A 23898-nucleotide genomic window follows, 5' to 3' on the forward strand; every position below is an offset into this window, starting at 1 on the left:
GAGGAAGTAAAGAAGGTCGCGGTGTAACTAGTGTCCAGGATTGGTGAACCACTACACCCCCGCCCCGGGGAGGGGCAGTGCTAATAGACCGACGCGAAACCGGGAAGTCCATCGAAGCGCAGGCGAACACAACAACCCACGCGAAGGACCAGAGCGAAAACCGAACCGCAAGCGGAAGACAAATACCTGCCGCCCCGCCCAAGGGGCAAACCACATTCACCGCCCCGAAACCGCCGGCTGCCTGACCGGCGCCCCCAACGCTCGGAGCGTCTCCTTCACCGTCCCAATTCTCACGGCAAGATCCGGACTCCTCGTCTCGATCCGCAACTTGTCCTGCCCAGCCAGCTTGATGTGCTTGTGCTTCTGCACCATCTCGATGATCTTCATCCCGTCAACCGGAGGATTCGGGACGAACTGCAACGAAATAGCCTGCTCCCCAGCATCGATCTTGGAAATGCCCAACGGCTTGGCGGCAAGCCTCAACCGATGCGTCTCCACCAGCGCATGCGCCTGCGGCGGCAACTTGCCAAACCGGTCCACCAGCTCCTCGAGAATCCCGTCGATCGCATCGCTCGATTCGCAGTTGGCCAGCCGCTTGTACAGCGACAGACGCTCCTGCACATCGCCGCAATAGTCCGCAGGAAGAATGGCCGGCGCATGCAGATTGATTTCCGTCGTCGCGGCAAGCGGCGCATTCAAGTCCGGCTCGCGCCCATCCTTCAGCGCCCGCACGGCATCGTTCAGCATGTCGGTGTAAAGCTGAAAACCAATCTCGTGAATCTCGCCCGACTGCTTGTCGCCCAGCACCTCACCCGTGCCGCGAATCTCCAGGTCATGCATCGCGAGATAGAAGCCCGAACCCAGTTCCTCCATCTGCTGGATCGCCTCCAGCCGACGCTGCGCCTGCTTCGTCAGCGACTGCGGATCATGCACCAGCAAATACGCATACGCCTGGTGATGCGAACGCCCGACACGCCCACGCAACTGATGCAGCTGCGCCAGGCCGAACTTGTCCGCCCGATGCATGAGAATCGTGTTCGCACTCGGCACGTCGATGCCGGTCTCGATGATCGTCGTGCACAACAGCACATTCGCACGCTGCCCGACAAAGTCACGCATCACACGTTCGAGTTCGCGCTCATGCATCTGCCCATGCGCCACCGCAATGCGCGCCTCGGGCACCAGCGCCTCCAGCATCGCGCGGCGATTCTCGATGGTCTCCACCTCGTTGTGCAGGAAGTACACCTGGCCGCCGCGCTTCAGTTCGCGCAGCATCGCCTCGCGAATCACGCCGTCTTCCTCGCGACGCACGAAGGTCTTGATGGCCAGACGCTTCTGCGGCGCCGTCGCAATTACCGAGAAATCGCGCAAGCCTTCCAGCGCCATGCCGAGCGTACGCGGGATCGGCGTGGCGGTCAGCGTCAGCACGTCCACCTCGGCGCGCAACGCCTTCAAGCCTTCCTTCTGGCGCACGCCGAAGCGATGCTCCTCGTCGATGATCACCAGCCCGAGCCGCTTGAACTTCACATCGCCGGACAAGAGCTTGTGCGTGCCGATGACGATATCCACCGAGCCATCGTTGATCTGCTGGACGGCCGTCGAGACTTCCTTGCCCGTCTTGAAGCGCGACAGCTCCGCGATGCGCACCGGCCAGTCCGCGAAGCGATCGGTGAAGGTCTGCGTATGCTGCTCGGCAAGCAGCGTCGTCGGCGAGAGAATCGCCACCTGCTTGCCCGCCATCACCGCGATGAACGCGGCCCGCAGCGCCACTTCCGTCTTGCCGAAGCCGACGTCGCCGCACACGAGACGGTCCATCGGCTTGCCGCTTGTCATGTCGCCGATGACCGCGGCAATCGCCGCCGCCTGATCGGGCGTTTCCTCGAAGCCGAAGCTCTCCGCGAACTTCGTGTAGTCGCGCGGCTCGAGCTTAAACGCATAGCCTTCGCGCGCAGCACGGCGTGCATAGAGGTTGAGCAGTTCGGCGGCGGTGTCGCGGATCTGCTGGGCCGCCTTGCGCTTGGCCTTCTCCCATTGTCCCGAACCCAGCTGATGCAGCGGCGCGCTCTCCGGATCCGCGCCGCTATAGCGCGAGATCACATGCAGTTGCGACACCGGCACGTACAGCTTCGACTCGTTCTGATACTCGAGATGCAGGAACTCGGTCTCGCCCTCGCCGAGATCCATCGACACCAGCCCCATGTAGCGGCCAATGCCATGCTGCGCATGCACGACCGGATCGCCCACCTTCAGTTCGGCGAGGTCGCGCACCATCGAATCGACATTGCTCGCCTGTTCCTGGCGACGCCGTCCGGGCCGGCGCGCCAGCGGTCCGTAGAGTTCGGTCTCCGTGATGATCGCGAGCTTCTCGGACGGCAGCGAAAACCCATTTGCCAGCGGCGCGATGCCGAGCGTGAACTTGCCGTCGCTCGTCAGCCACTCGTGGAAGGTGTCGTGCATCTCGCCACGCAGATGATTCTCGGCGAGCAGCTGCTGGATGGTTTCGCGCCGTCCCGCCGATTCCGCCACCAGCATCACGCGATTCTCCGTCTGCTCCAGGTAATGGCGCAGCGCGAGCAGAGGCTCGTCGGCGTGGCGATCGAGCGCGAGCCCCGGCAAGGGCGCGGCCCAGCCGCCTTCGGGCACGGCCGGGAACTTGAGCTGCGCGAACGGCTTCGCGAAGGTGAAGAAGTCGTCGTCCGTCAGGAACAGGCGGCGCGGTTCGAGCAGCGGCCGCTCGCGATCGTGCGAGAGGAAGTCGTGGCGCTGCTTGGTGTCGTGCGTGAAGCGCTTGATCGCCGCATCGAGGTCGCCGACGAAAGCCAGTTGCGACCCTTCGGGCAGATAGTGGAAGAGCGTCGCGGTGTCGTCGAAGAACAGCGGCAAGTAGTATTCGATGCCCGCCGACGGCACGCCGTTGCCCATGTCCTTGTAGATCTGCGAGCGGCTCGGATCACCCTCGAACACTTCGCGCCAGCGGCTGCGAAAGGCCGTGCGCGCGGCTTCGTCGAACGGAAACTCGCGGCCCGGCAGCAGGCGCACGTCCTTCACCGGATAGAGGCTGCGTTGCGTGTCGGGATCGAACGCGCGGATCGAATCCACCTGGTCGTCGAACAAGTCGAGCCGGTAGGGCAGCGGCGAACCCATCGGGTAGAGATCGATCAGCGAGCCGCGCACGCAGTATTCGCCCGGCCGCACGACCTGGCTCACATGCTCGTAGCCCGCCAGCGTCAGCTGCGCCTTGAGCTTCGCTTCGTCGAGGCGCTCGCCCTGCTTGAACGAGAACGTATAAGCCGCCAGAAATGACGCCGGCGGCATCCGGTACAGCGCCGTGGTCGCCGGCACGATCAGGATGTCGCAGCGGCCTTCGCCGAGATCGTGCAGCGTCGCCAGACGCTCCGACACCAGGTCCTGGTGCGGCGAAAAGGTGTCGTACGGAAGCGTTTCCCAGTCGGGCAGCAGCCGCACGCGGGCATCGGGCGCGAAGTAGGGGATTTCGGCCGCGAGACGCTGGGCGTCGACCGCGCTGGCCGTGACGATCGTCAGCAGCGGCACGCTGTCGCGATACGCCGCGTGATAGCGCGCGAGAGCGAGGGCGTCGGACGAAACGGTCGCGCCGGAGAACACAAAACGCTGACCAGGCTTGACTAGGGCGATGGGAGAACTGGACTGCGCGGTGACGGCTTTGGAAGGCATAGGGTGTGCATGGAGCCGTCCGGCGGGCCGTTCGAAGGAGCGAACTGGCGTGCGCCGGACGTGGTCGCGATGGACCTATTATAAAATCCGGGCTTCGACTTTGACTTGGCCACGTTAAACCACGTTACCCGCCCGTGACTTCGCGCCTCTTCTCACTGATTCCCTGCGCCGGCACCGGCAGCCGTTCCGGCGCGCCGATGCCGAAGCAATACCAGACCGTCGCAGGCCGCCCGATGCTCGCCTACACGCTCGCGGCATTCGACGCATGTTCCGAATTCTCGCAGACCCTGGTCGTGCTTGCACCGGACGACCCGCACTTCGACGCGCGCCGCTTCGCCGGCCTGCGCTTTGTGGTGGCACGCTGCGGCGGCCCGTCGCGGCAGGCCTCGGTGTACAACGGTCTGCTCGCGCTCGCCGGTTTCGGCGCGCGCGACGACGACTGGGTGCTCGTGCATGACGCCGCGCGCCCGGGCATCACGCCGGAGATGATCCGCAAGCTCGTCGCGGAACTGCGCGACGACGCAGTGGGCGGCATTCTCGCGCTGCCCGTCGCGGACACGCTCAAGCGCGTCGCACCGAACATGCCCGATGTGCCCACCAACGATGTCCATGATGTACGGATCGCCCGCACGGAATCGCGCGACGGCCTCTGGCAGGCGCAAACGCCGCAGATGTTCCGCGTCGGCATGCTGCGCGAGGCGATCGAACGTGCGCGTCACGACGGCCACGACCTGACCGACGAAGCCAGCGCCATCGAATGGCTCGGTCACTCGCCGAAGTTGGTTCAGGGCAGCCTGCGCAACTTCAAGGTGACGTATCCGGAAGACTTCGCGCTCGCCGGCGCGATGCTCGGAACGCACGCTTGAAGCTCGTCCACCTCTCACTCAACCAAGGTTTGCATCGATGGATTTCAGAATCGGACAAGGCTACGACGTCCACCAGCTCGTCGAGGGCCGCCCGCTCATCATCGGCGGCGTGACGGTGCCTTACGAACGCGGCCTGCTCGGCCACTCGGACGCGGACGTCCTGCTGCACGCCATCACCGACGCGCTGTTCGGCGCGGCGTCGCTCGGCGACATCGGCCGGCATTTTCCGGATACCGCGACCGAATTCGCCGGCGCCGACAGCCGCGTGCTGCTGCGCGAAGCGATGCACCGCGTGACGGACGCCGGTTTCGCGATCGTCAACGTGGACAGCACCGTGATCGCCCAGGCGCCGAAGCTCGCGCCGCATATCGAGGCGATGCGCGCGAACATCGCCGACGACCTCGACCTGCCGCTCGACCGCGTCAACGTGAAAGCCAAGACCAACGAGAAGCTTGGCTATCTCGGCCGCAAGGAAGGCATGGAGGCGCAGGCGGCCGTGCTGCTGCGCAGGACGTCCATCGACGCCTGAAGCGTCGAACATGTCACGGGCGCGCGGCGCGCGCTCAGAGCGTCGTGCCGCCGGCCGGGCGCTCGCAGGCACACAGCTCGCCGGTTTGCAGCGCGTCGAGCACCCGCAGCACTTCCTCGGGGCTGCGGCCCACGTTCAGGTTGTTGACCGACACGTGCTGGATCACGTTCTCCGGATCGACGATGAAGGTCGCGCGCAGCGCCACGCCCGCTTCCTTGTCGCGGATGCCCAGCTGATCGATCAGTTCGCCTTTCACGTCGCCGAAGGCGTAGTGATTGAGCTTGCTCAGTTCCCGGTGCTCACGGCGCCAGGCCAGCTTGACGAACTCGTTGTCGACGCTGCCGCCCATCAGCACCGCGTCGCGATCCTCGAAATCCCGTGCCAGGCGCGCGAACTCGATGATCTCCGTCGGGCACACGAAGCCGAAATCGCGCGGGTAGAAGTAGATGATCTTCCACTTGCCCGGAAAGGATTGCTCCGTGATGTCCTCGAAGGCGAACTGGCCGTTTTCCTCGTAATGGTTGAAGCCCGGCTTCGCCGCGGTGACGGTGAATGCCTCGACTTTGTCGCCGACGGTCTTCATGTAAAAACTCCTGAGGAAGGAATAGAACGCGTTCGAATCAGACACGCATGACGTCGCCGGGTTTCAAGCCGCGATTCAGCCTTCGAAGCGCGCGCCGCCCTTCATCGACGGGAAATCGATCGTCACCTCGAAGCCCGCCAGCGGCGCGCGGTTGCGCAGGCGCAGCGTGCCGCGCTGCCGCGTGACGAGGCGCTGCACGATCGCCATGCCGAGGCCCGTGCCGTTCGCCTGGGTGCGCGCGGTATCGACGCGATAGAACGGACGCGTGATCAGCGCGACCTGGTCGTCCGGAATGCCGCGGCCTTCGTCCATCACGGAAAGCTCCACCTTGCCGTGCGACACGCGCGTCTGCAGCGTGATGCGGGCGATGTCGTCGTGCTCGCTGCGGCCATACTTGCGCGCGTTCTCCAGCAGGTTGCCGACGACGCGGCGCGCATCGGTCGGATCGCCCTCGATCACGGCGCCGGGTGCGAGATCGGTGCGCATCACGACGCCTTCGTCGGCGTGGAAACGCGCGGCCAGTTCGCTGGCGATCATCGAGAGATCCACAGCCTCGGGCATGCGCTGCATCGGCCGCGCATAGTCCAGGAAGCGGCCGATGATCATGTCCATCTGCTCGATGTCGTCGATCATCGCGAGCTTGGTCGCCTCGTCCGACGGACTCATTTCAGTTTCGAGCCGCAGCCGCGCGAGCGGCGTGCGCAAGTCGTGCGAAATGCCCGCGAGCATCAGCGCGCGATCTGCCTCGAGCTGTTCGAGGTCCTGCACCATCTGGTTGAAGCTGCGGTTGGTTTCGGCGGCGACGCCCATGCCGCGCTCCGGCAAGGGTTCCGGCGACTGTCCCGAGCCGAGCTTGCGTGCGGCCAGCGCCAGCCGCGCGAACGGCCGGTTCACGAGACTCGTGATGAACGCCGCGCCGAACAGCGACAGCGCCAGCGCGAACACGCCCCAGCCGGCCCATTGCAGGCCGGTGACGGTGTCGAGCTGATCGCGGTCGAGTGCGACCCAGTAATCGTCGTCGTCGATCTTGAAGCTGATCCACACGCCGGGAATCTCGTTCACCGACTGCGCGATGATCGTGTCGTTGCCGAGCCGGCCGCGCACGTCGCGCTCGATCAGCCGGTTGAGCGATTCGTCGGGCTGGAGCTTGTACTTGTCGGTGGTTTCGCGCGGATAGACGCGCACGCCCTCGTTGCTCTCCAGATCCTGCAACAGCGCGCGGCGCAGGTCGGGATCCGAATAGAGCAGGGCGGTGCGCGTCAGCTTGACGACCGCGACGAGCTGCAACGCCACGCGCTGCGCGCGCGGTTCGCGTTCGATCACGCGAAAGCTCTGAAACCACGCAGTCAGGCTGACCGCGATGAGCAACGCGATCAGCGCGAAGGTACGCCAGAACAGGCCGCCGAACGCGAGCGCCAGTAGCCGCCTGTCGATGCGCATGGGTCTGTCGGGTTCAGCTCGGGTAAGGGAAGAAAGCGTGACCAAACGCGCTCAAGCTCAAGAAGGTCAGGAACACTCAGGCCGCGCCGTCGGGAATGAACACGTAGCCCAGGCCCCACACCGTTTGAATGAAGCGCGGACTGCTGGGATCGGGCTCGATCAGTTTGCGCAGACGCGAGATCTGTACGTCGAGACTGCGGTCGAACACTTCGTATTCACGGCCGCGTGCGAGCTCCATCAGCTTTTCGCGCGACAGCGGCTGGCGCGGATGACGCGCGAACACTTTCAGCACCGAGAATTCGCCGGTGGTCAGCGGAATTTCCTGGCCGTTCTTCGTGAGCGTGCGCGTTGCGAGGTTCAGTGCGAATTCGCCGAACTCGAACACCTCGGTGGTTTCCGAAGGCGCGCCCGGCAGTTCGGACGGCGTCTGGCGGCGCAGCACCGCATGAATGCGCGCCACGAGTTCGCGCGGATTGAACGGCTTCGGCAAATAATCGTCGGCGCCCATTTCCAGTCCGACGATACGATCCACATCTTCGCCCTTCGCGGTCAGCATGATGATGGGCGTGCGGTCATTGCTGCCGCGCAGACGACGACAGATGGAAAGGCCGTCTTCGCCGGGAAGCATCAGGTCGAGCACCAGCAGGTCGAAACGCTCGCGTACCCAGAGCTTGTTCATGGCCGGTGCGTTTTCCGCGACGTACACGTTGAAGCCTTGCTCGCCGAGGTAACGGCGCAAGAGATCACGCAGGCGCGGGTCGTCGTCGACTACGAGAATTTTTGAAGGGTTCTTGGTTTCCATGGCGGCATCTTAGCGCGATTAGTCAAACGTCGAGTTTGTAACAAAAGCGAGTGTAACAGTTGGTTACAAAATTTACGGAGCCTGTGGCACGGCCTAAGGGTTTGGGCCGTACACTGCGTAACCTAAGCCCGCCATTCGGTAGATACTCCATTAGACCAGCGCGTCGTGCGGCCCGACCAGCCATGGCAGGACGTGCATGAAAAGACTGAGGCTGTCCGGTTGTCGAGCAACGAAGGGAACAATATGAAGGGAGCGCGGCAACGCGGACCCGTGCGCGCCGAGCGCATTTTCAGAAAGACACTTCTTGCCAGTGCGCTCTATGCAGTACTGAGCACGCCTCACGCCCATGCGCAGAACGCCGGTTTCCCGCTCGACGGCAACCGTTCCGACCATTTCGACCGCAGCGTCGCCACACCCAAACGTTTCGATGGCCGCATGATTCGCGCGCAGCAGCGCGTGAGCAAGCGCGGGTCCGGTGCGCCCAGTGCGCATGACAGCCAGGCGCCCGCAATGCAACCCATCCAGCAGGTCGATCAGGCGCCGCCCGCGCGCCCGCCGCGCCATACCGTGATGACCGCCGACGAGCGCCGTCTCTTGCGGCAGCACATCGAAGAAGCGGTGCGCGATCTCTACAAGCGCTAGGCGCGCACGCCGATGAACCGACGCCAGTTTCTCTGCACGACCGGTGCGTTCGCGGGATGGTCGGGCGGCGTTGCATGCCAGGCGCGTGCAGAAGCGTACACGGTCGATCGCGCGCTGGTGCTCGTCGACCTGAATGGCGGCAACGATGGCCTGAACACGGTCATTCCAATCGGCGATCCGCTGTATCGCGCGCTGCGGCCGACCCTCGCCGTGCCGCACGATCAGGTCTTGCCGCTCGATGAACGCACGGGGTTGCATCCGTCGCTTGGGCCGTTGCTCGGGGCCTGGCGTGGACAGGAACTGGCGATCGTGCAGGGCGTCGGTCATGACGCGGGCAATCGCTCGCATTTCCGCTCGCGGCAGATCTGGGACACGGCTTCCGATACGCATGAATACCGCGACGACACCTGGCTCGCACACGCGAGCTTGCCTGCCGCCTCGTTCGTTGCTTCATGCACGGACGCTGCGCGCTCGATCGCGCAGCACGAGGCCGCTGTGGTGCGCATCGCTTTGCACGGCTTCGACACGCACGAGAATCAGGCGCTGCGGCATGCGGCGCTGCTGGGGCAACTGGCGCAGGGACTGATGATGCTGCGAGCACGGTTGATCGCATCGGACGACTGGCATCGGACGCTCGTCATGACGAACTCGGATTTCGGTCGCTCGGCGCGTGAGAACGCGGTCGGCGGCACGGATCACGGCGCCGCCGCGGCGCATTTCCTGATGGGCGGCAACGTGCGCGGCGGTCTGTGGGGCGCGGCGCCGCGCCTCAATGCGCTCGACACCGGCGACGGCCTGCCCGTGAGCCTCGATTTCAGGCAACTGCACGCCACCGCGTGCGCGCATCTGGGCGTTGCGCCACCGTCATCGGTGGAACGCTTCGCGCCACTGCCGCTATTGCGCGTCTAGAAAATTCAACGCGTGCGCCACGTGATCCACAGCTTGCGGATCGGCGTGAGCGAAATGCGTTGATGCAGCACCTTGAAGTCTTCCCGCTCGATTTCATCGAACAAGGCGTAAGCGAGCGCCGCCTCGGCGCGCAGCACGCGCTGCGTGGCGCGTTCGGCGGGCGGCAGGGCGGCGAGGGCAGTGTCGAGCGCCTCGCGGGCGCGCTTCGTCTGAAAGCGCATCAGTTCGACGAAGGCGTCGCCATACTTGCGGTTGATGATGTCCGCGGCCGTCACGTTGAAACGCTGCAATTCGTCGATCGGAATGTAGATGCGGCCATGACGCGCATCGTCGCCGATGTTCTGCACGCGTTCGGCCAGCTGCAGCGCCGCGCCGAGCGGAGCGGCCCACGCGGCGGCCTGCTGCGGCTCGCGCGCGGTCACCCGGGCGAGAACCGTGGCGAACGCGCCGCCGGTCTGGTCGAGATAGCGCCGCAAGCCGGGCCAGTCGAGATAGCGCGCCTGATCCAGATCCATGCCGAAGCCATCGACGACCGTCGCCAGCGTTGCGCGCCCGGCCTCGTCGAGCACGGCATGCCGGGCGTCGCCGGCGTGCGCCTGCAGCGCTTGGGTGACGGGATGGGTCGGCGTGCCTTCGTCGAGCCGGCCGAGTTCGCTCTGCCACCAGGCGTGCTTGGTGCGGCCGATGGTCGGATCGCTGGTTTCCTTGACGGTTTCCTCCAGCTCGCGGCGCAGCGCGAACAGGGCGGTCAGGAGCGGCTGCACCGCAGCGGGGGCGCGGCGCAGTGCGTAGTACGTGCCGGAGCCTTCGGGTGCGGCTTTCTGCTGGCAGTAGTCGTCGAAATTCACGAACTTGATGTGTGGGGAGGCAAGGGTGAGCGGGGCGCTATCCGCCGACGCATGGGCGCCCATTTTATCCGCCCGGCGACGGCTTTGCCGCCGCTTGTCGTTGCTTGCCGTCGCTTTCACGTGGACGCCGCTGGTTCCGGATGTGCGGCGTACCACTGACGCCGCCGACGCCCGGCGCAACACTGCCGCAATCCGTCCGAGTACGACGTTCCAGCGCAGCGCATGCAGTCGGGAGGTGCCCATGGCCCTGAGCAAATCCGAGAACAAGCAGTTCGGCGACCGATGCCTGCCGTTCCTCGTCAAGAGCGTGGCGACGGATTTCGGCTTCGATTTCCGTGTGTGTCCGCGCCAGATGCATGTGTCGCCAACGGTGGGCCTGCATATCACGGCGCATCGCAAGGCCGATGCCACGCTGTCCTATCCGCTCAACGTCTTCGTGTTCTGGCAGCCCTCGGGCGTGCGGCAGTTCCTGTCACACGTGGACCGGCCGATTGCGGCGGCGCGCGCGAGCGAGTTGTTGCCGGACGAGATCCGACGGGTGATGAATCAGTCCGGCGTGGACTTCGCGGGCCGCTCGCAGGAGAAGGGCGAGGTGATGATGGTCGAGCTCGGCGATATCAGCGTCTAGCGAATGATTCGGGATGCTTCGCGATTGCGAGGCAGCGCGAGTCCAATGAAAACCGAGCTGACAAGAAAAAACCCGCGTCAGCGGAACCGGCGCGGGTTTGTTTCAAGTCTGCGGCGAGAGAAACGGATCTCTGGCCGCGTGTACTGCGTGAGGCCCGACGAGCCGCGAGTGGTGCGAGGAGCGGGACTCGAACCCGCACACCCTTGCGGGCGTCAGGACCTAAACCTGGTGCGTCTACCAATTTCGCCATCCTCGCGTCACGGCTTGCGCGGCGGGTGTCGCGACGCCTTGCGGCCTGTCCCGATGCCCGGCGATGCCGCCGTGTCCGGCACCGGTCCAGCGTGCCAAGCCCGAGATTCTAACCGATTCATCTGTCGATGTCCGGGAATTTGCGGCAATGCGGCGACGGCGCAGTGCTTGCGTCTGCTTGAGTCCGCTTGAGTCAATTACGCGCGTGATGCTCTCCATGTGCATCATGAGATTGCGGCATGCCGGCGCGCTGCCTACAATCTCGTCCGACCCTTCGCTTTGACCTCCACTCCGCCCTCATGACCCGCAACGCGCGCAATCGCTTCGTCGCCTGGCTCGGCATTGCCGCCATGTGGCTCGCTATTGTCGCGCCGGTCATCAGCCAGACGCTCGCTGCCCGCGCAGCCGCCGATGATCCGCTCGCCGCGCTCTGCGCCGTCTCGCCTTCCGCGGAAGCCGCGCATGCAACATTGGCGTTGCTGCCATCGCACGATGCTGCAAGCCATCACGAAGACGCCGGCCATTTCGACGCCTGTTCCTATTGCGGACTGCTCGCGCATCATCTGCCGGTCACACCGGGCATCACGCCGCAGGCCGCGCGCATCGAGCGCGTTGCGCGCATGGCGCCGCGCGCACAGACTGCCTCGATTCATTCGAAGTCATTCAACGCCGCGCGTCCACGCGCGCCGCCCGTCTTTTCCTGAACCCGTTCTTCGTCCGGTCCCACCGACACCCGTCGCGCGCATGAGCGCAACGGTCGGGTGACCGCTCGTCCGTCCTTTCAGGAATTCACGATGTTCCCGCTCATCACGCGCGCGCGGCAGTGTTCGCGCCGCCGTGCCTGCGCGCATTCACGCGCATGGCTTCCCATTTCGCTGATGGCGCACGCGGCGCTATCGGCGGCCGCTACGCCTGCCGCATCGGCAGTCGGGTCCACGGATCCCGCCGATACCACCGACACCGCCCTCGCGCCAGTACGCATCAGCGCACAATCGGCGCCGCGCGCGTCGTCGCTGGACCCGAACCTGCCCGCGACCGTCAACACCGTCACCGCCGACCAGTTCCAGTACTGGAACGTGACGTCGACTGAAGACGTGCTCAAGTACGCGCCGAACCTGGCCGTGCGCAAGCGTTTCATCGGCGACCTCAACTCGACGATCGCAGTGCGCGGCACCAGCAACGCGCAGACGGCGCGCGGCCTGGTCTATGCCGACGGCCTGCTGCTCAGCAACTTCCTCGGCAACACCTGGAACTTCGCGCCGCGCTGGTCGATGATCTTCGCGGACGACATCGACCGCACCGACGTGATCTATGGCCCGTACTCGGCGCTCTATCCGGGCAATTCGATCGGCGCGACCGTGGCCATCACCACGCGCATGCCGACCCGCTTCGAATCCGATGCGAAAGTGCAGGGCTTCACGCAGCACTTCAGCCTGTTCGGCGTGGATCGCAATTTCAACGGCGCGAACACGAGCGCGACCGTGGGCGACCGGATCGGCAGGCTGTCGTTCCTGATCGGCGCCGATCATCAGGAGAACACCGGCCAGCCCTTGCAGTTCGCGACGCTCGCGCAGTCGAAGACGCCCGCCACGGCTGCCGACACGCCCGTCACCGGCGCGACGTTCTATCGCGACCAGTACAACACGCCGACAGCCGTGCTCGGCACCTCGGGCGAGGGCATCGAGCGCACCTTCCAGGACCAGTTGCGCGTGAAGCTGGCGTACGACCTGACGGACACGTTGCAGGCCGGCTTCACGCTCGGCTACTGGCATCAGAAGTACAACAGCGACACGCAGACCTTCCTGCGCGACGCCGCGGGCAATCCCGTGTACAGCGGCCGCGTGAACATCGGCGGCTACGCGTACGACATTCCCGCGGCCACCTTTGCGCCGAGCATGGGCGCAAGCGAGAACTACCTTTACGGCGCGTCGCTGCGCACGCATCACGATGCCGGCTGGAACGCGGAAGCCATCGCGTCGTACTTCGACATCGCGCAGAGCATTGCGCGCACGGCCAGTTCAGGCGTGCCCGGCAACGGCCCGGGCACGCTCACCGACGGCAGCGGCTCCGGATGGAAATCGCTCGATCTGCGCGCCAGCTGGACACCCTACACACGTTCGGGACCGGCCGCGCATGCGCTGTCGTTCGGCTATCACTACGACAACTATTTCGTCGCCAACGTGACGTCGAACACGGATGCATGGCGCGAAGGCGCGGGGGTGTCGTTCGCCAATGCGTTCGGCGGCCGCACGCGCACGCAGGCCGTGTACGCCCAGGACGCGTGGCGCTTCCTGCCGCGCTGGGCGTTCACGTATGGCGTGCGCTACGAGAACTGGAGCGCCTACGACGGCTCGCGCGCGGTCGGCGCGACCTCGCTCGACTATGCCGAAGCCAGCGAGGGCCACTGGTCGCCCAAGGCGTCGTTGTCGTTCGATGCGACCCAGGACCTGACGCTGCGCGCATCGGTGGGACGCGCGTATCGCTTTCCGACCGCAGGCGAGCTGTTCCAGGGGCAGATCAGCGGCACGTCGATCGTCAACAACAATCCGGATCTCAAGCCCGAAGACGATCTCTCGAAGGAGCTCAGCGCGGAGTGGGTGCACGGCAACGGTCTCTATCGCTTCACGCTGTTCCAGGATGACGTGAAGAACACGATCCTCAGCCAGACCAACACGACCGTGATCCCGAATGTCACGAACTTCCAGAACATCGACCGCGTGCGTTCGCGCGGCGCCGAGTTCGCCTATGAAGGCCAGGACGTGCTCGTGCGCGGCCTCGATCTCGTGGCCAATGTCGCGTACACGCAGTCGAAGATCATCGCGAACAGCGGCAATCCGGCGTCGGTGGGGAAGTACTTCTATCGCATCCCGCTGTGGCGGGCCAACCTTGCGGCGACCTGGCGCGCGACCGGGAATACCGCGGCCACGCTCGCGGTACGGTATTCCGGACGGCAATACAACTCGCTGACGAACACCGACGTCAATCCGGACACCTACGGCGGCACCAGCAGCTACACCGTGGTCGACGCCAAGCTGACCTATCGGCCGACGAAACACACCGAACTGGGCGTGGGCGTCGACAACCTGTTCGACGAACGTTATTACGTGTATCACCCGTATGCGGGGCGCACGTTTTATGTGGAAGGGCGCATCGGGATCTGATGCCATCGACCGGACACGCACAACCTCTTCAGAGAATCGCCATGCTCGCACCCGACACATCCACCGCCGTTCCTCCCGCTCACAGCGATGTCATCGCGCAGCGCCGCACGCTCTGGCGCTGGCACTTCTATGCCGGCCTGTTCGTCATGCCGCTGCTGCTCGTGCTCGCCATCACCGGCACGATCTACTGTTTCCAGCCGCAACTCGAACCGCTTATGTATCGCGACCGGATGGTGGTCGCGGATCCGCACGTGCCGCCCTTGCCGCGCGATGTCCTGCTCGCCAGGGCCGCCGCAAGCGAACCGCGCGGCGCGGTCGCGACGCTCGCGCAGATCGAAACCGACCGTACGCGCAGCGCCGAATTCGCGTTTCGCCTTCCTTCGGGCGAAAGCGAGAGCGTGTATGTGAATCCTTATGACGGCGTGGTGCTCGGCACGCTGTCGGTCGAGCATCGGCTGATGAAACAGGTGCGCGACCTGCATCGCGGACTGATGCTCGGCAAGACCGGCGAACTGCTGATGGAACTCGCCGGCTGCTGGACGCTCGTGATGATCGGCACGGGCGTCGCGCTGTGGTGGCCGGATCGCACGAATGTCCGCAACGGCGGGGTCTGGCTGCCGCGCCTGTCATTGCGAGGCCGCGCGTGGTGGCGCGACCTGCATGCGGTCGGCGGCGTCTGGCTCGCGGCGGGTGCGCTGTTCTTCGTGCTGTCGGGACTGCCGTGGTCGGGATCGTGGGGGCGCGAGTTCAAGGCGCTCGCCACGTCCGCTTCGCTGGGTTATCCGAAAGGCGCCTGGGGCGAAGCGCACGTGCATTCGAGCGTGCCTGCCGCAGGCGCGCAGGAGGCCGATGCTCACGCCGTACATTCTGGACATGCCGAACACGCCATGCCGATGACCATGGCCGACTTGCCGCTCAAGCAGACGCCGTGGGCCGTCGGCGCGACGGCCGTGCCGGACGGCATGGCTGCGCCGGTCGCGGCGGCGCGGCTGTCGCTGGATCAGGTGGTAGCGCTCGCGGCGCGCAACGGTGTCGCCGACGACTATGGCATCGCGCTGCCGAACACACCGGGCGGCGTCTATACGGTGTCGTCGTTCCCCGCCGATCCGCGCGACGAACGCACGCTGCACATCGACCAGTACAGCGACCGCGTGCTGGCCGACATCTCGTACGCGAACTATGGCCGCGTCGCGCAGTGGATCTCGTATGGCACGTCGCTGCACATGGGACGTTACTTCGGCCTCGCGAACCAGATCGTCTGCTCGGCGATTTCGCTCGGACTCGCCGCGCTGGCGCTGACCGGTTTCGTCATGTGGCTGAAGCGCCGGCCGGCGCGGACCATCGGCGCACCGGCGCGTCCGGCGCGACGTCCGCCGATGCGCGCCTGGCGCGGCGGCCTGACGCTGCTCGGCATGATCTTCCCGCTGATGGGCGCGACGATGCTCGCGGTGTGGTGCGTCGACCGGATTGCGTTTGGCGCAAAGCGCGCGGCCGCGTGAGGCTTGATGCTAATTAGCGCGAACCGAACTTCAGCCGCGTGAGTTGCTCGGCCTCGTTGGCGAGCAGCCGCGCGGCGTCGCGGATGGCGGTGTCGAGCGTGATCGGGCCGGGCGCGGGCGAGAAGCAGCCGTCGAAGAACTCCGACAGACGCGGCAGCGCCGCCGAATCCACCGCGCCCGACAGCAGCGAGGCCGGCACGCCCGCCGCCCGCGCGTGCTTGCAGGCGATGAACGGCGCCTTGCCGTGCAAAGTCTGCACGTCCGAACGGCCTTCGCCGGTGATGAGCCAGTTCGCGCCGGCGAGGGCGTCATCGAGTCCGATCTCGCGCGCCACCACTTCCGCGCCCGTTTCGAAGCGCGCGCCCAGCATGTGCAGCGCGAAACCGAGCCCGCCCGCGGCGCCCGCACCGGGCGCGTCGCGCTTCGCGACGCCCAGCGCCGGTTCCAGCAGATCCGCGAAATGACCGAGCGCGGCATCGACCGGGGCGATCTGTTCCGGCGTCACGCCTTTCTGCGGACCGAAGATCGCGGTGGCGCCATGCTCGCCGGTGAGCGGATTGTCCACGTCCGACATACCGATGAACTGCGCCTCCTTCACGCGCGGATCGAGCCCCGACGCATCGATGCGCGCGATCTTCGCCAGCGCGGAGGGCACCGGCTCGAGTTCGTTGCCGCCGGCATCGAACAACCTGAGCCCGAGGCCGACGAGCAAGCCCGCGCCGCCGTCGTTGGTGCTGCTGCCGCCCAGCGCGACGTAGAAGGTGCTGGCGCCCGAATCGAGCAGCGCGCGGATCGCCTCGCCCATGCCGAGCGTGCTGCGCTCGGTGACCGGCACCGCCATGCCGTCCGGATCGGTGATGCCGACCACTTCGGCCGTCTCGATGATCGCGCCGCCGTCGGCGAGCAGACCGGTCGCGGCGTCGCGCCGTGCCGCGGCCGCGCCGCGCACGTTGAGCAGGCGGCGCTCGCCGCCGGCGGCCAGCATGGCGTCGAGCGTGCCTTCGCCGCCGTCGGCCATCGGACGGATGCGGATCTCGGCGTCCGGCCGCACGCGCCGGATGCCCTCGGCGATCGCTTCCGCGACGCCTTCCGCGGAAAGCGAGCCCTTGAACGAATCGGGAGCGATGACGACGACTGGAGCGGACATGACGTTGGACATGGTGTCTCGAATGTTCTGGTTTGGAAGTGAACGAACGCACGTGCGCGGCGCCATCGGCCATTCATTTATTGCATGCGCCTCATGCATATTGGTCATGGATTGCGCAAGGTGCCGATTGATCGCGTGAATCGTGCGCAGGCAAGCTTATCAGCGTGGCGCGCCGCGCAAAATAGCCGCGCGCGGATAACGGAGATTCTGCGCGCGCGGCGCAGCCGGGAAAACGCGGAATTACGCCGAATTCAGGCGCAAACGAGGCGTTTTTCGAGCCGCGCAGGCCGTCACGGGCGCTGTGCGGATTCGTCGGACAGAGCGGTCTGATTTGTTTGTTAAACTACTGGGCTCTGTTGGCTGACACCGTGTCGGGCGACGGCCCGGCACTCCGCGAGACGCGCGCGACGCATTCAATGCGCTGCAATGCGCGCCGCGGTGCCGGTCACCGATCCCGGCCGGCGGCAGCAGCCGGATTCTGGGAACAGATCCGGCCAGAGCCCGCATCCGGACCCGCGCCTTTAGAACCGCGGAAGAACCGAACACCGAATTGACGATTCACTTTAGGACGATTTCAGCCATGGCTAACGTAGTTGAGAACCTCGGCAAGCTCGAACGCCGCGTGACGATTTCCCTGCCGAAAGAGACAGTGCAGAAGGAAGTGGATTCGCGAATCCGCCAGTTGGCCAAGAACGTGCGCATGCCGGGTTTCCGCCCGGGCAAGGTGCCGCTCAAGATGGTGACCCAGCAGTACGCCGGCCAGGTGGAAGCTGAAGTGCTGAGCGACAAGGTCGGCAAGGAATTCTTCGACGTCACCCGCGCGGAAAACCTGCGCGTCGCGGGCCAGCCGAGCTTCGCGCCGAAGGTCGAAGACGCCGCCGACGCCTACGCGTTCGACGCCACCTTCGAGGTCTATCCGGACGTGAAGCTGGGCGACGTCGCCGACGCTGAAATCGAACGCACGGTCACCACCATTTCCGAAGCCGAAGTGGACCGTACGCTGGACATCCTGCGCAAGCAGCGCGTGCACTTCCACGCACGCGGCGAAGCCGGCGAGCACGGCGACGGCGGCGGCGACACGGCCGCCAAGGAAGGCGACCGCGTGACGCTGGACTTCGTCGGCAAGCTCGACGGCGTCGCATTCGAAGGCGGCAGCGCACAGGACTTCGCGTTCGTGCTGGGCGAAGGCCGCATGCTGCCGGAGTTCGAACAGGCTGCCACGGGGCTGAAGGTCGGCGAGTCGAAGGACTTCGACCTCAAGTTCCCCGAGGACTACCACGGCAAGGACGTGGCGGGCAAGACGGCGCAATTCACGGTCACGATCAAGAAGATCGAATGGCCGCATCTGCCGGAAATCAACGCGGATTTCGCGAAGTCGCTGGGTATCGAAGACGGCGACCTTACGAAGATGCGCGGCGAGATCAAGGACAACCTGGAGCGCGAAGCCAAGCGCCGCACGCAGCAGATCGTGAAGAACCAGGTCATGGACGCACTGCTCAAGATTTCCGAACTCGACGTGCCGAAGGCGCTGATCGAGCAGGATCAGCAGCGTCTGGTCGAAATGGCCCGTCAGGACCTGCAGCAACGTGGCGTGCCGAACGCCGCGGACGCGCCGATCCCGGCCGAAATGTTCGCCGAGCAGGCCGAGCGCCGCGTCAAGCTGGGCTTGGTGCTGGCCGAACTGGTGAAGGCCAACGAACTGCAGGCGAAGCCCGAGCAGATCCGCGCTGAAGTGGACGAATTCGCCAAAAGCTACGAAGACCCGAAGGAAGTCGTCCGCTGGTATTATTCGAACCAGCAGCGCCTCGCCGAAATGGAAGCGTTCGTCGTTGAGAGCAACGTCGTCGACTTCGTCCTCGGCAAGGCCAAGGTGACCGACAAGGAAGTCAGCTTCGAGGAACTGGCCAGCGCAACGGCGCAAGCCTGACGCGCGGGGGCAAGGGGCGTGCGAGTCGTGGGTTCACGGCTCTCACGCCTTTTTTGCATTAAAGTTTGGGCGTTTCCAAGCCGTTCTAGTGATGTTCCTTTGTCGTCCAGTATCCCTATTCCGAACAAGGAAATTGCATGACCTTTCGCGCTGAATTGCTCGACACGCTGGCATCCCACGCTCCGCGGGATTTCGAAGCCCAGGCGCTCGGCCTCGTTCCGATGGTCGTTGAAACGAGCGGCCGCGGCGAGCGTGCCTATGACATTTATTCGCGTCTCCTCAAGGAGCGCGTGGTGTTTCTGGTCGGAGAAGTGAACGACCAGTCGGCGAATCTCGTCGTGGCGCAGCTGCTGTTCCTCGAAAGCGAGAATCCCGACAAGGACATCAGCCTGTACATCAACAGCCCGGGTGGCTCGGTATCGGCCGGCATGGCGATCTACGACACCATGCAGTTCGTGAAGCCCGACGTCTCCACGCTGTGCATGGGTCTCGCCGCGAGCATGGGCGCGTTCCTGCTGGCAGCCGGCGCGAAGGGCAAGCGCGTCGCGCTGCCGAATGCCCGCGTGATGATTCACCAGCCGCTCGGCGGCGCACGCGGCCAGGCATCGGACATCGAGATCCAGGCGCGCGAAATCCTGTATTTGAAGGAACGCCTGAACCAGCTGCTGTCGCATCACACCGGCCAGCCGGTCGAACGCATTGCGCGCGACACCGACCGCGACAACTTCATGTCGGGCGACGACGCGCAGGCCTATGGCCTCGTCGACCAGGTGCTGCACAAGCGTCCCTGATCGGACTTGAAGGCGCACGAAGCGGCGCCGCGCCACACAGCGCTTCAACCGGGCCACGCGGGTGCGAATCTGCGTGGCCGGATCGAAGGGCGTATCATGTAACAAGCGTGTCCGGAGGCGTACACATTTATGGCGGACAAGAAAGGTTCCAGTAGCGAAAAGCTGCTCTATTGCTCGTTCTGCGGAAAGAGCCAGCATGAGGTGAAGAAGCTCATCGCGGGCCCGTCGGTGTTCATCTGCGATGAATGTATCGACCTCTGCAACGAGATCATTCGCGACGAAGCGGCCGGTGCGGCAGAAGAGGCCGGACTGACCAAGTCCGACCTGCCGAGCCCGCAGGAAATCAGCGACATCCTCAACCAGTACGTGATTGGCCAGGAACGCGCGAAGAAGATTCTCGCGGTCGCGGTGTACAACCACTACAAGCGGCTCAAGCATCTCGACAAGAAAGACGACATCGAGCTGTCCAAGAGCAACATCCTGCTGATCGGGCCGACCGGCTCCGGCAAGACGCTGCTCGCGCAGACGCTGGCGCGGATGCTGAACGTGCCGTTCGTCATCGCGGATGCCACGACGCTGACCGAAGCCGGCTATGTCGGCGAGGACGTCGAGAACATCATTCAGAAGCTGCTGCAAAACTGCAACTACGAAGTCGACAAGGCGCAGCGCGGCATCGTCTATATCGACGAAATCGACAAGATCAGCCGCAAGTCGGACAACCCGTCCATCACGCGCGACGTGTCGGGCGAGGGCGTCCAGCAGGCGCTGCTCAAGCTGGTCGAAGGCACGATGGCGTCGGTGCCCCCGCAAGGCGGACGCAAGCATCCGAACCAGGACTTCATCCAGGTCGACACGACCAATATCCTGTTCATCTGCGGTGGCGCGTTCGACGGCCTCGAAAAGGTCATCACCGACCGCACCGAGAAGACCGGCATCGGTTTCGCAGCCAGCGTGAAGAGCAAGCAGGACCGCGACGCGGGCGAAGTGCTGCGTGACGTGGAACCCGAGGATCTGATCAAGTTCGGTCTGATTCCCGAGCTGATCGGCCGCCTGCCGGTGGTCGCCACGCTCGGCAAGCTCGACGAAGCCGCGCTCGTGAAGATCCTGATCGAGCCGAAGAATGCGCTCGTGAAGCAATATCACAAGCTGTTCGCCATGGAACGCGTGGAGCTGGAGATTCGTCCGGCTGCGCTGCAGGCCATCGCGCAGAAGGCCATCCGTCGCAAGACGGGCGCGCGCGGGCTGCGTTCCATTCTGGAACAAGCGTTGCTCGACGTGATGTACGAACTGCCGACCATGAAGGGCGTCTCGAAGGTGATCCTCGACGACAACACCATCGACGGCGACGGCAAGCCCCTGCTCATCTATGAAGATGCGCCCAAGGTGGCGGGTTCCAACTGAAGCAGGCTGTGGCTCGGCGAGAGGCCGTTCATGGCAACGTGAACGGCCTTTTATTTTTTTCGGTTTATTGTGTGGACGTGACTGACGCGATCTTTGACTACCGACTTTTCCCTTCCGATAAAGGCTTGCAATAGCTCTGAACGGCCTTACTTACGACTGAACTGATTCCACTCATGGGGAAATGAAATGTCAGGAACCCAACTCCTCCCGCAGGAACGCATTACGCTGCCGCTGCTCCCGCTGCGCGACGTAGTCGTTTTCCCGCATATGGTGATTCCGCTCTTCGTCGGGCGACCCAAGTCGATCAAGGCCCTCGAAGCCGCGATGGAAGGCGGCAAGCACATCATGCTGGTCGCCCAGAAGACGGCGGCGAAGGACGAGCCGACCGAAAAAGACATGTACGAAGTGGGATGTATCGCCAACATCCTGCAAATGCTGAAGCTGCCTGACGGCACCGTGAAAGTGCTCGTCGAAGGCCTGCAGCGCGCGAAGACGCTCACGATCGAAGAACAGGAAACGCAGTTTTCCTGCGACGTGATGCCGCTCGAACCCGACCACGCCGACAGCGCCGAAACCGAAGCGCTGCGCCGCGCGATCGTGTCGCAGTTCGATCAATACGTGAAGCTCAACAAGAAGATTCCGCCGGAGATCCTGACGTCGCTGTCGGGCATCGACGAAGCGGGTCGTCTGGCGGACACCATCGCCGCGCATCTGCCGCTCAAGCTCGACCAGAAGCAGCACATCCTCGAGATGTTCCCGGTCATCGAGCGCCTCGAGCATCTGCTCGCGCAACTCGAAGCCGAAATCGACATCCTCCAGGTCGAAAAGCGCATCCGTGGCCGCGTCAAGCGCCAGATGGAAAAGAGCCAGCGCGAGTACTACCTGAACGAGCAGGTCAAGGCCATCCAGAAGGAATTGGGCGAAGGCGAAGAGGGCGCGGATCTCGAAGAACTCGAGAAGCGCATCACCGCCGCGCGCATGCCGAAGGAAGCCAAGAAGAAGGCCGACGCCGAGCTGAAGAAGCTCAAGCTGATGTCGCCGATGTCCGCGGAAGCGACCGTCGTGCGTAACTACATCGACACGCTGATCGGCCTGCCGTGGCGCAAGAAGAGCAAGGTCAACAACGACCTGACCAACGCCGAGCGCGTGCTCGACGAAGATCACTTCGGCCTCGAAAAGGTCAAGGAACGCATTCTCGAATATCTCGCGGTCCAGCAACGCGTCGAGAAGGTCAAGGCGCCCATCCTGTGCCTCGTCGGGCCTCCGGGCGTCGGCAAGACCTCGCTCGGGCAGTCCATTGCCCGCGCCACGAACCGCAAGTTCGTGCGCATGGCGCTGGGCGGCGTGCATGACGAATCCGAGATTCGCGGTCACCGCCGTACGTACATCGGTTCGATGCCCGGCAAGATCCTGCAGAGCCTGACCAAGGTCGGCGTGCGCAATCCGCTCTTCCTGCTCGACGAAGTCGACAAGATGGGCATGGATTTCCGCGGCGATCCGGCCTCCGCGCTGCTCGAAGTGCTCGACCCGGAACAGAACCACACGTTCGCGGACCACTACATCGAAGTGGACTTCGACCTGTCCGACGTGATGTTCGTCGCCACGTCGAACTCGCTGAACATCCCGCCGCCGCTGCTCGACCGGATGGAAGTCATCCGTCTGTCGGGTTACACGGAAGACGAGAAGGTCAGCATCGCGCAGCGTTACCTGCTGCCGAAGCAGAAGCGCAACAACGGCCTGAAGGAAGGCGAGATCGAAGTCACGGAACAGGCTATCCGCGACATCATCCGCTACTACACGCGTGAAGCGGGCGTGCGTTCGCTCGAGCGTGAAGTGTCGAAGATCTGCCGCAAGGTCGTGAAGATGCTGTTGCTCAAGAAGGCCGAGGGCGCCGTGAAGGTCGACGGCTCCAATCTCGATACCTTCCTCGGCGTGCGCAAGTACGACTTCGGTCTGGCCGCGAAGGAAAACCAGATCGGCCAAGTCACGGGTCTTGCGTGGACGGAAGTGGGCGGCGATCTGCTGACGATCGAAGCGGCCGTGATGCCCGGCAAGGGCGGCGTGATCCGCACCGGTTCGCTCGGCGACGTGATGAAGGAATCGGTGGAAGCGGCGCGCTCGGTCGTGCGTTCGCGTTCGCGCCGTCTCGGCATCACGGACGAGTCGTTCGAGAAGAAGGACATCCACATCCACGTGCCCGAAGGCGCGACGCCGAAGGACGGTCCGTCCGCCGGTATCGCGATGACCACGGCGCTGGTGTCGGTGCTGACCGGTATTCCGGTTCGCGCGGATGTCGCGATGACCGGCGAAATCACGCTGCGCGGCGAAGTGCTGCCGATCGGCGGGTTGAAGGAGAAGCTGCTGGCAGCGCATCGCGGCGGCATCAAGCTCGTGCTGATCCCGGAAGAGAACACCAAGGATCTGGCCGACATCCCCGACAACGTGAAGAACGCCATCGAGATCGTGCCGGTTCGCTGGATCGACCGCGTGCTGGAACTGGCGCTCGAACGCACGCCGGAAGCGCTGCCCGAAGAAGAGACGAAGGCTGCACCCGTCGCTGCCGAACAGCAGAAGGATGCGCCGGCAGCAGGCGAGTTCGTGAAGCACTAAGCCTCTGTCTTGCAGTGCGGCGCGAGGTGATCGGCGCTGCATTGCTCTAGGCAGGACTCGAAACCCGCGGAATTTGAACTGCACCCCAAAAGTTGGACACCAGTCCAACGATTTGGGGTGTTTTTTCATGAGCAAGCACAGCGCACGATTCAAGCAAGCAGTCGTCAAAGACT

General features: G+C 64.6%; 18 protein-coding genes and 1 tRNA gene. 12 read left to right on the plus strand and 7 right to left on the minus strand.

Annotated elements, in window-relative coordinates:
* Nucleotides 1–216 precede the first annotated feature (216 nt).
* Nucleotides 217–3693, minus strand: a complete 3477-nt coding sequence (gene mfd / locus QCE83_RS06340) for a transcription-repair coupling factor (RefSeq protein ID WP_309808215.1) — start codon at nt 3691–3693, stop codon at nt 217–219.
* A gap of 134 nt (nt 3694–3827) precedes the next feature.
* Between mfd and ispD the strand changes: the two genes are divergently transcribed.
* Both ispD and ispF read left to right on the plus strand, forming a co-directional pair.
* Complete coding sequence (gene ispD / locus QCE83_RS06345) at nt 3828–4559, plus strand: 2-C-methyl-D-erythritol 4-phosphate cytidylyltransferase (RefSeq protein WP_309808216.1); 732 nt, start codon at nt 3828–3830, stop codon at nt 4557–4559.
* A gap of 37 nt (nt 4560–4596) precedes the next feature.
* Nucleotides 4597–5088: a 2-C-methyl-D-erythritol 2,4-cyclodiphosphate synthase gene (ispF, locus tag QCE83_RS06350; protein WP_309808217.1), complete on the plus strand. Its 492-nt coding sequence runs from the start codon at nt 4597–4599 to the stop codon at nt 5086–5088.
* A 34-nt stretch (nt 5089–5122) separates the two neighbouring features.
* Here ispF and QCE83_RS06355 read toward each other — a convergent pair whose 3' ends face one another.
* The 3 genes from QCE83_RS06355 to ompR form a co-directional block, all read right to left on the minus strand.
* Complete coding sequence (locus QCE83_RS06355) at nt 5123–5671, minus strand: peroxiredoxin (protein WP_309808218.1); 549 nt, start codon at nt 5669–5671, stop codon at nt 5123–5125.
* Nucleotides 5672–5746: 75 nt separating this feature from the next.
* Nucleotides 5747–7111, minus strand: coding sequence for an ATP-binding protein (locus tag QCE83_RS06360; RefSeq protein WP_309808219.1), 1365 nt, complete (start codon nt 7109–7111; stop codon nt 5747–5749).
* A gap of 76 nt (nt 7112–7187) precedes the next feature.
* Nucleotides 7188–7913 carry a two-component system response regulator OmpR gene (gene ompR, locus QCE83_RS06365; RefSeq protein WP_016345257.1) on the minus strand — a complete coding sequence of 242 codons (726 nt, stop codon included), beginning with the start codon at nt 7911–7913 and terminating at the stop codon, nt 7188–7190.
* 243 nt (nt 7914–8156) lie between these two features.
* Here ompR and QCE83_RS06370 point away from each other — a divergent pair, with 243 nt between their 5' ends.
* Nucleotides 8157–8555 carry a hypothetical protein gene (locus tag QCE83_RS06370; protein WP_404984734.1) on the plus strand — a complete coding sequence of 133 codons (399 nt, stop codon included), beginning with the start codon at nt 8157–8159 and terminating at the stop codon, nt 8553–8555.
* A 12-nt stretch (nt 8556–8567) separates the two neighbouring features.
* Nucleotides 8568–9464, plus strand: coding sequence for a DUF1501 domain-containing protein (locus tag QCE83_RS06375; RefSeq protein WP_309808221.1), 897 nt, complete (start codon nt 8568–8570; stop codon nt 9462–9464).
* Nucleotides 9465–9469: 5 nt separating this feature from the next.
* On the opposite strand, the gene QCE83_RS06380 is transcribed toward QCE83_RS06375, so the two are convergent.
* Complete coding sequence (locus QCE83_RS06380; RefSeq protein ID WP_309811496.1) at nt 9470–10312, minus strand: squalene/phytoene synthase family protein; 843 nt, start codon at nt 10310–10312, stop codon at nt 9470–9472.
* Between the two features lie 241 nt (nt 10313–10553).
* On the opposite strand from QCE83_RS06380, the gene QCE83_RS06385 reads away from it, so the two are divergent.
* Nucleotides 10554–10940, plus strand: coding sequence for a hypothetical protein (locus tag QCE83_RS06385; RefSeq protein WP_309808222.1), 387 nt, complete (start codon nt 10554–10556; stop codon nt 10938–10940).
* Nucleotides 10941–11109: 169 nt separating this feature from the next.
* On the opposite strand, the gene QCE83_RS06390 is transcribed toward QCE83_RS06385, so the two are convergent.
* Nucleotides 11110–11196: transfer RNA gene (locus QCE83_RS06390), tRNA-Leu, on the minus strand.
* A 292-nt stretch (nt 11197–11488) separates the two neighbouring features.
* Here QCE83_RS06390 and QCE83_RS06395 point away from each other — a divergent pair.
* From QCE83_RS06395 to QCE83_RS06405, 3 genes are all read left to right on the plus strand, one after another.
* The gene (locus QCE83_RS06395) at nt 11489–11893 is read left to right on the plus strand and encodes a DUF2946 domain-containing protein (RefSeq protein ID WP_309808223.1); all 405 of its coding nucleotides are present in this window, start codon (nt 11489–11491) and stop codon (nt 11891–11893) included.
* A 90-nt stretch (nt 11894–11983) separates the two neighbouring features.
* Nucleotides 11984–14350: a TonB-dependent receptor gene (locus QCE83_RS06400; protein WP_309808224.1), complete on the plus strand. Its 2367-nt coding sequence runs from the start codon at nt 11984–11986 to the stop codon at nt 14348–14350.
* 41 nt (nt 14351–14391) lie between these two features.
* Complete coding sequence (locus QCE83_RS06405) at nt 14392–15849, plus strand: PepSY domain-containing protein (protein WP_309808225.1); 1458 nt, start codon at nt 14392–14394, stop codon at nt 15847–15849.
* 13 nt (nt 15850–15862) lie between these two features.
* On the opposite strand, the gene QCE83_RS06410 is transcribed toward QCE83_RS06405, so the two are convergent.
* Nucleotides 15863–17008 carry a glycerate kinase gene (locus tag QCE83_RS06410; RefSeq protein ID WP_309808226.1) on the minus strand — a complete coding sequence of 382 codons (1146 nt, stop codon included), beginning with the start codon at nt 17006–17008 and terminating at the stop codon, nt 15863–15865.
* A 568-nt stretch (nt 17009–17576) separates the two neighbouring features.
* Here QCE83_RS06410 and tig point away from each other — a divergent pair.
* The 4 genes from tig to lon all read left to right on the plus strand — a co-directional run bounded on the left by tig (nt 17577) and on the right by lon (nt 23725).
* The gene (gene tig, locus QCE83_RS06415; protein WP_309808227.1) at nt 17577–18923 is read left to right on the plus strand and encodes a trigger factor; all 1347 of its coding nucleotides are present in this window, start codon (nt 17577–17579) and stop codon (nt 18921–18923) included.
* Nucleotides 18924–19060: 137 nt separating this feature from the next.
* Nucleotides 19061–19714 carry an ATP-dependent Clp endopeptidase proteolytic subunit ClpP gene (gene clpP, locus QCE83_RS06420; protein WP_008349755.1) on the plus strand — a complete coding sequence of 218 codons (654 nt, stop codon included), beginning with the start codon at nt 19061–19063 and terminating at the stop codon, nt 19712–19714.
* Between the two features lie 129 nt (nt 19715–19843).
* Complete coding sequence (gene clpX / locus QCE83_RS06425; protein WP_309808228.1) at nt 19844–21115, plus strand: ATP-dependent Clp protease ATP-binding subunit ClpX; 1272 nt, start codon at nt 19844–19846, stop codon at nt 21113–21115.
* 186 nt (nt 21116–21301) lie between these two features.
* Complete coding sequence (gene lon / locus QCE83_RS06430) at nt 21302–23725, plus strand: endopeptidase La (RefSeq protein ID WP_309808229.1); 2424 nt, start codon at nt 21302–21304, stop codon at nt 23723–23725.
* The last annotated feature ends 173 nt before the right edge of the window (nt 23726–23898 follow it).

It is taken from the genome of Caballeronia sp. LZ034LL (genome assembly GCF_031451215.1).
GTDB lineage: Bacteria > Pseudomonadota > Gammaproteobacteria > Burkholderiales > Burkholderiaceae > Caballeronia.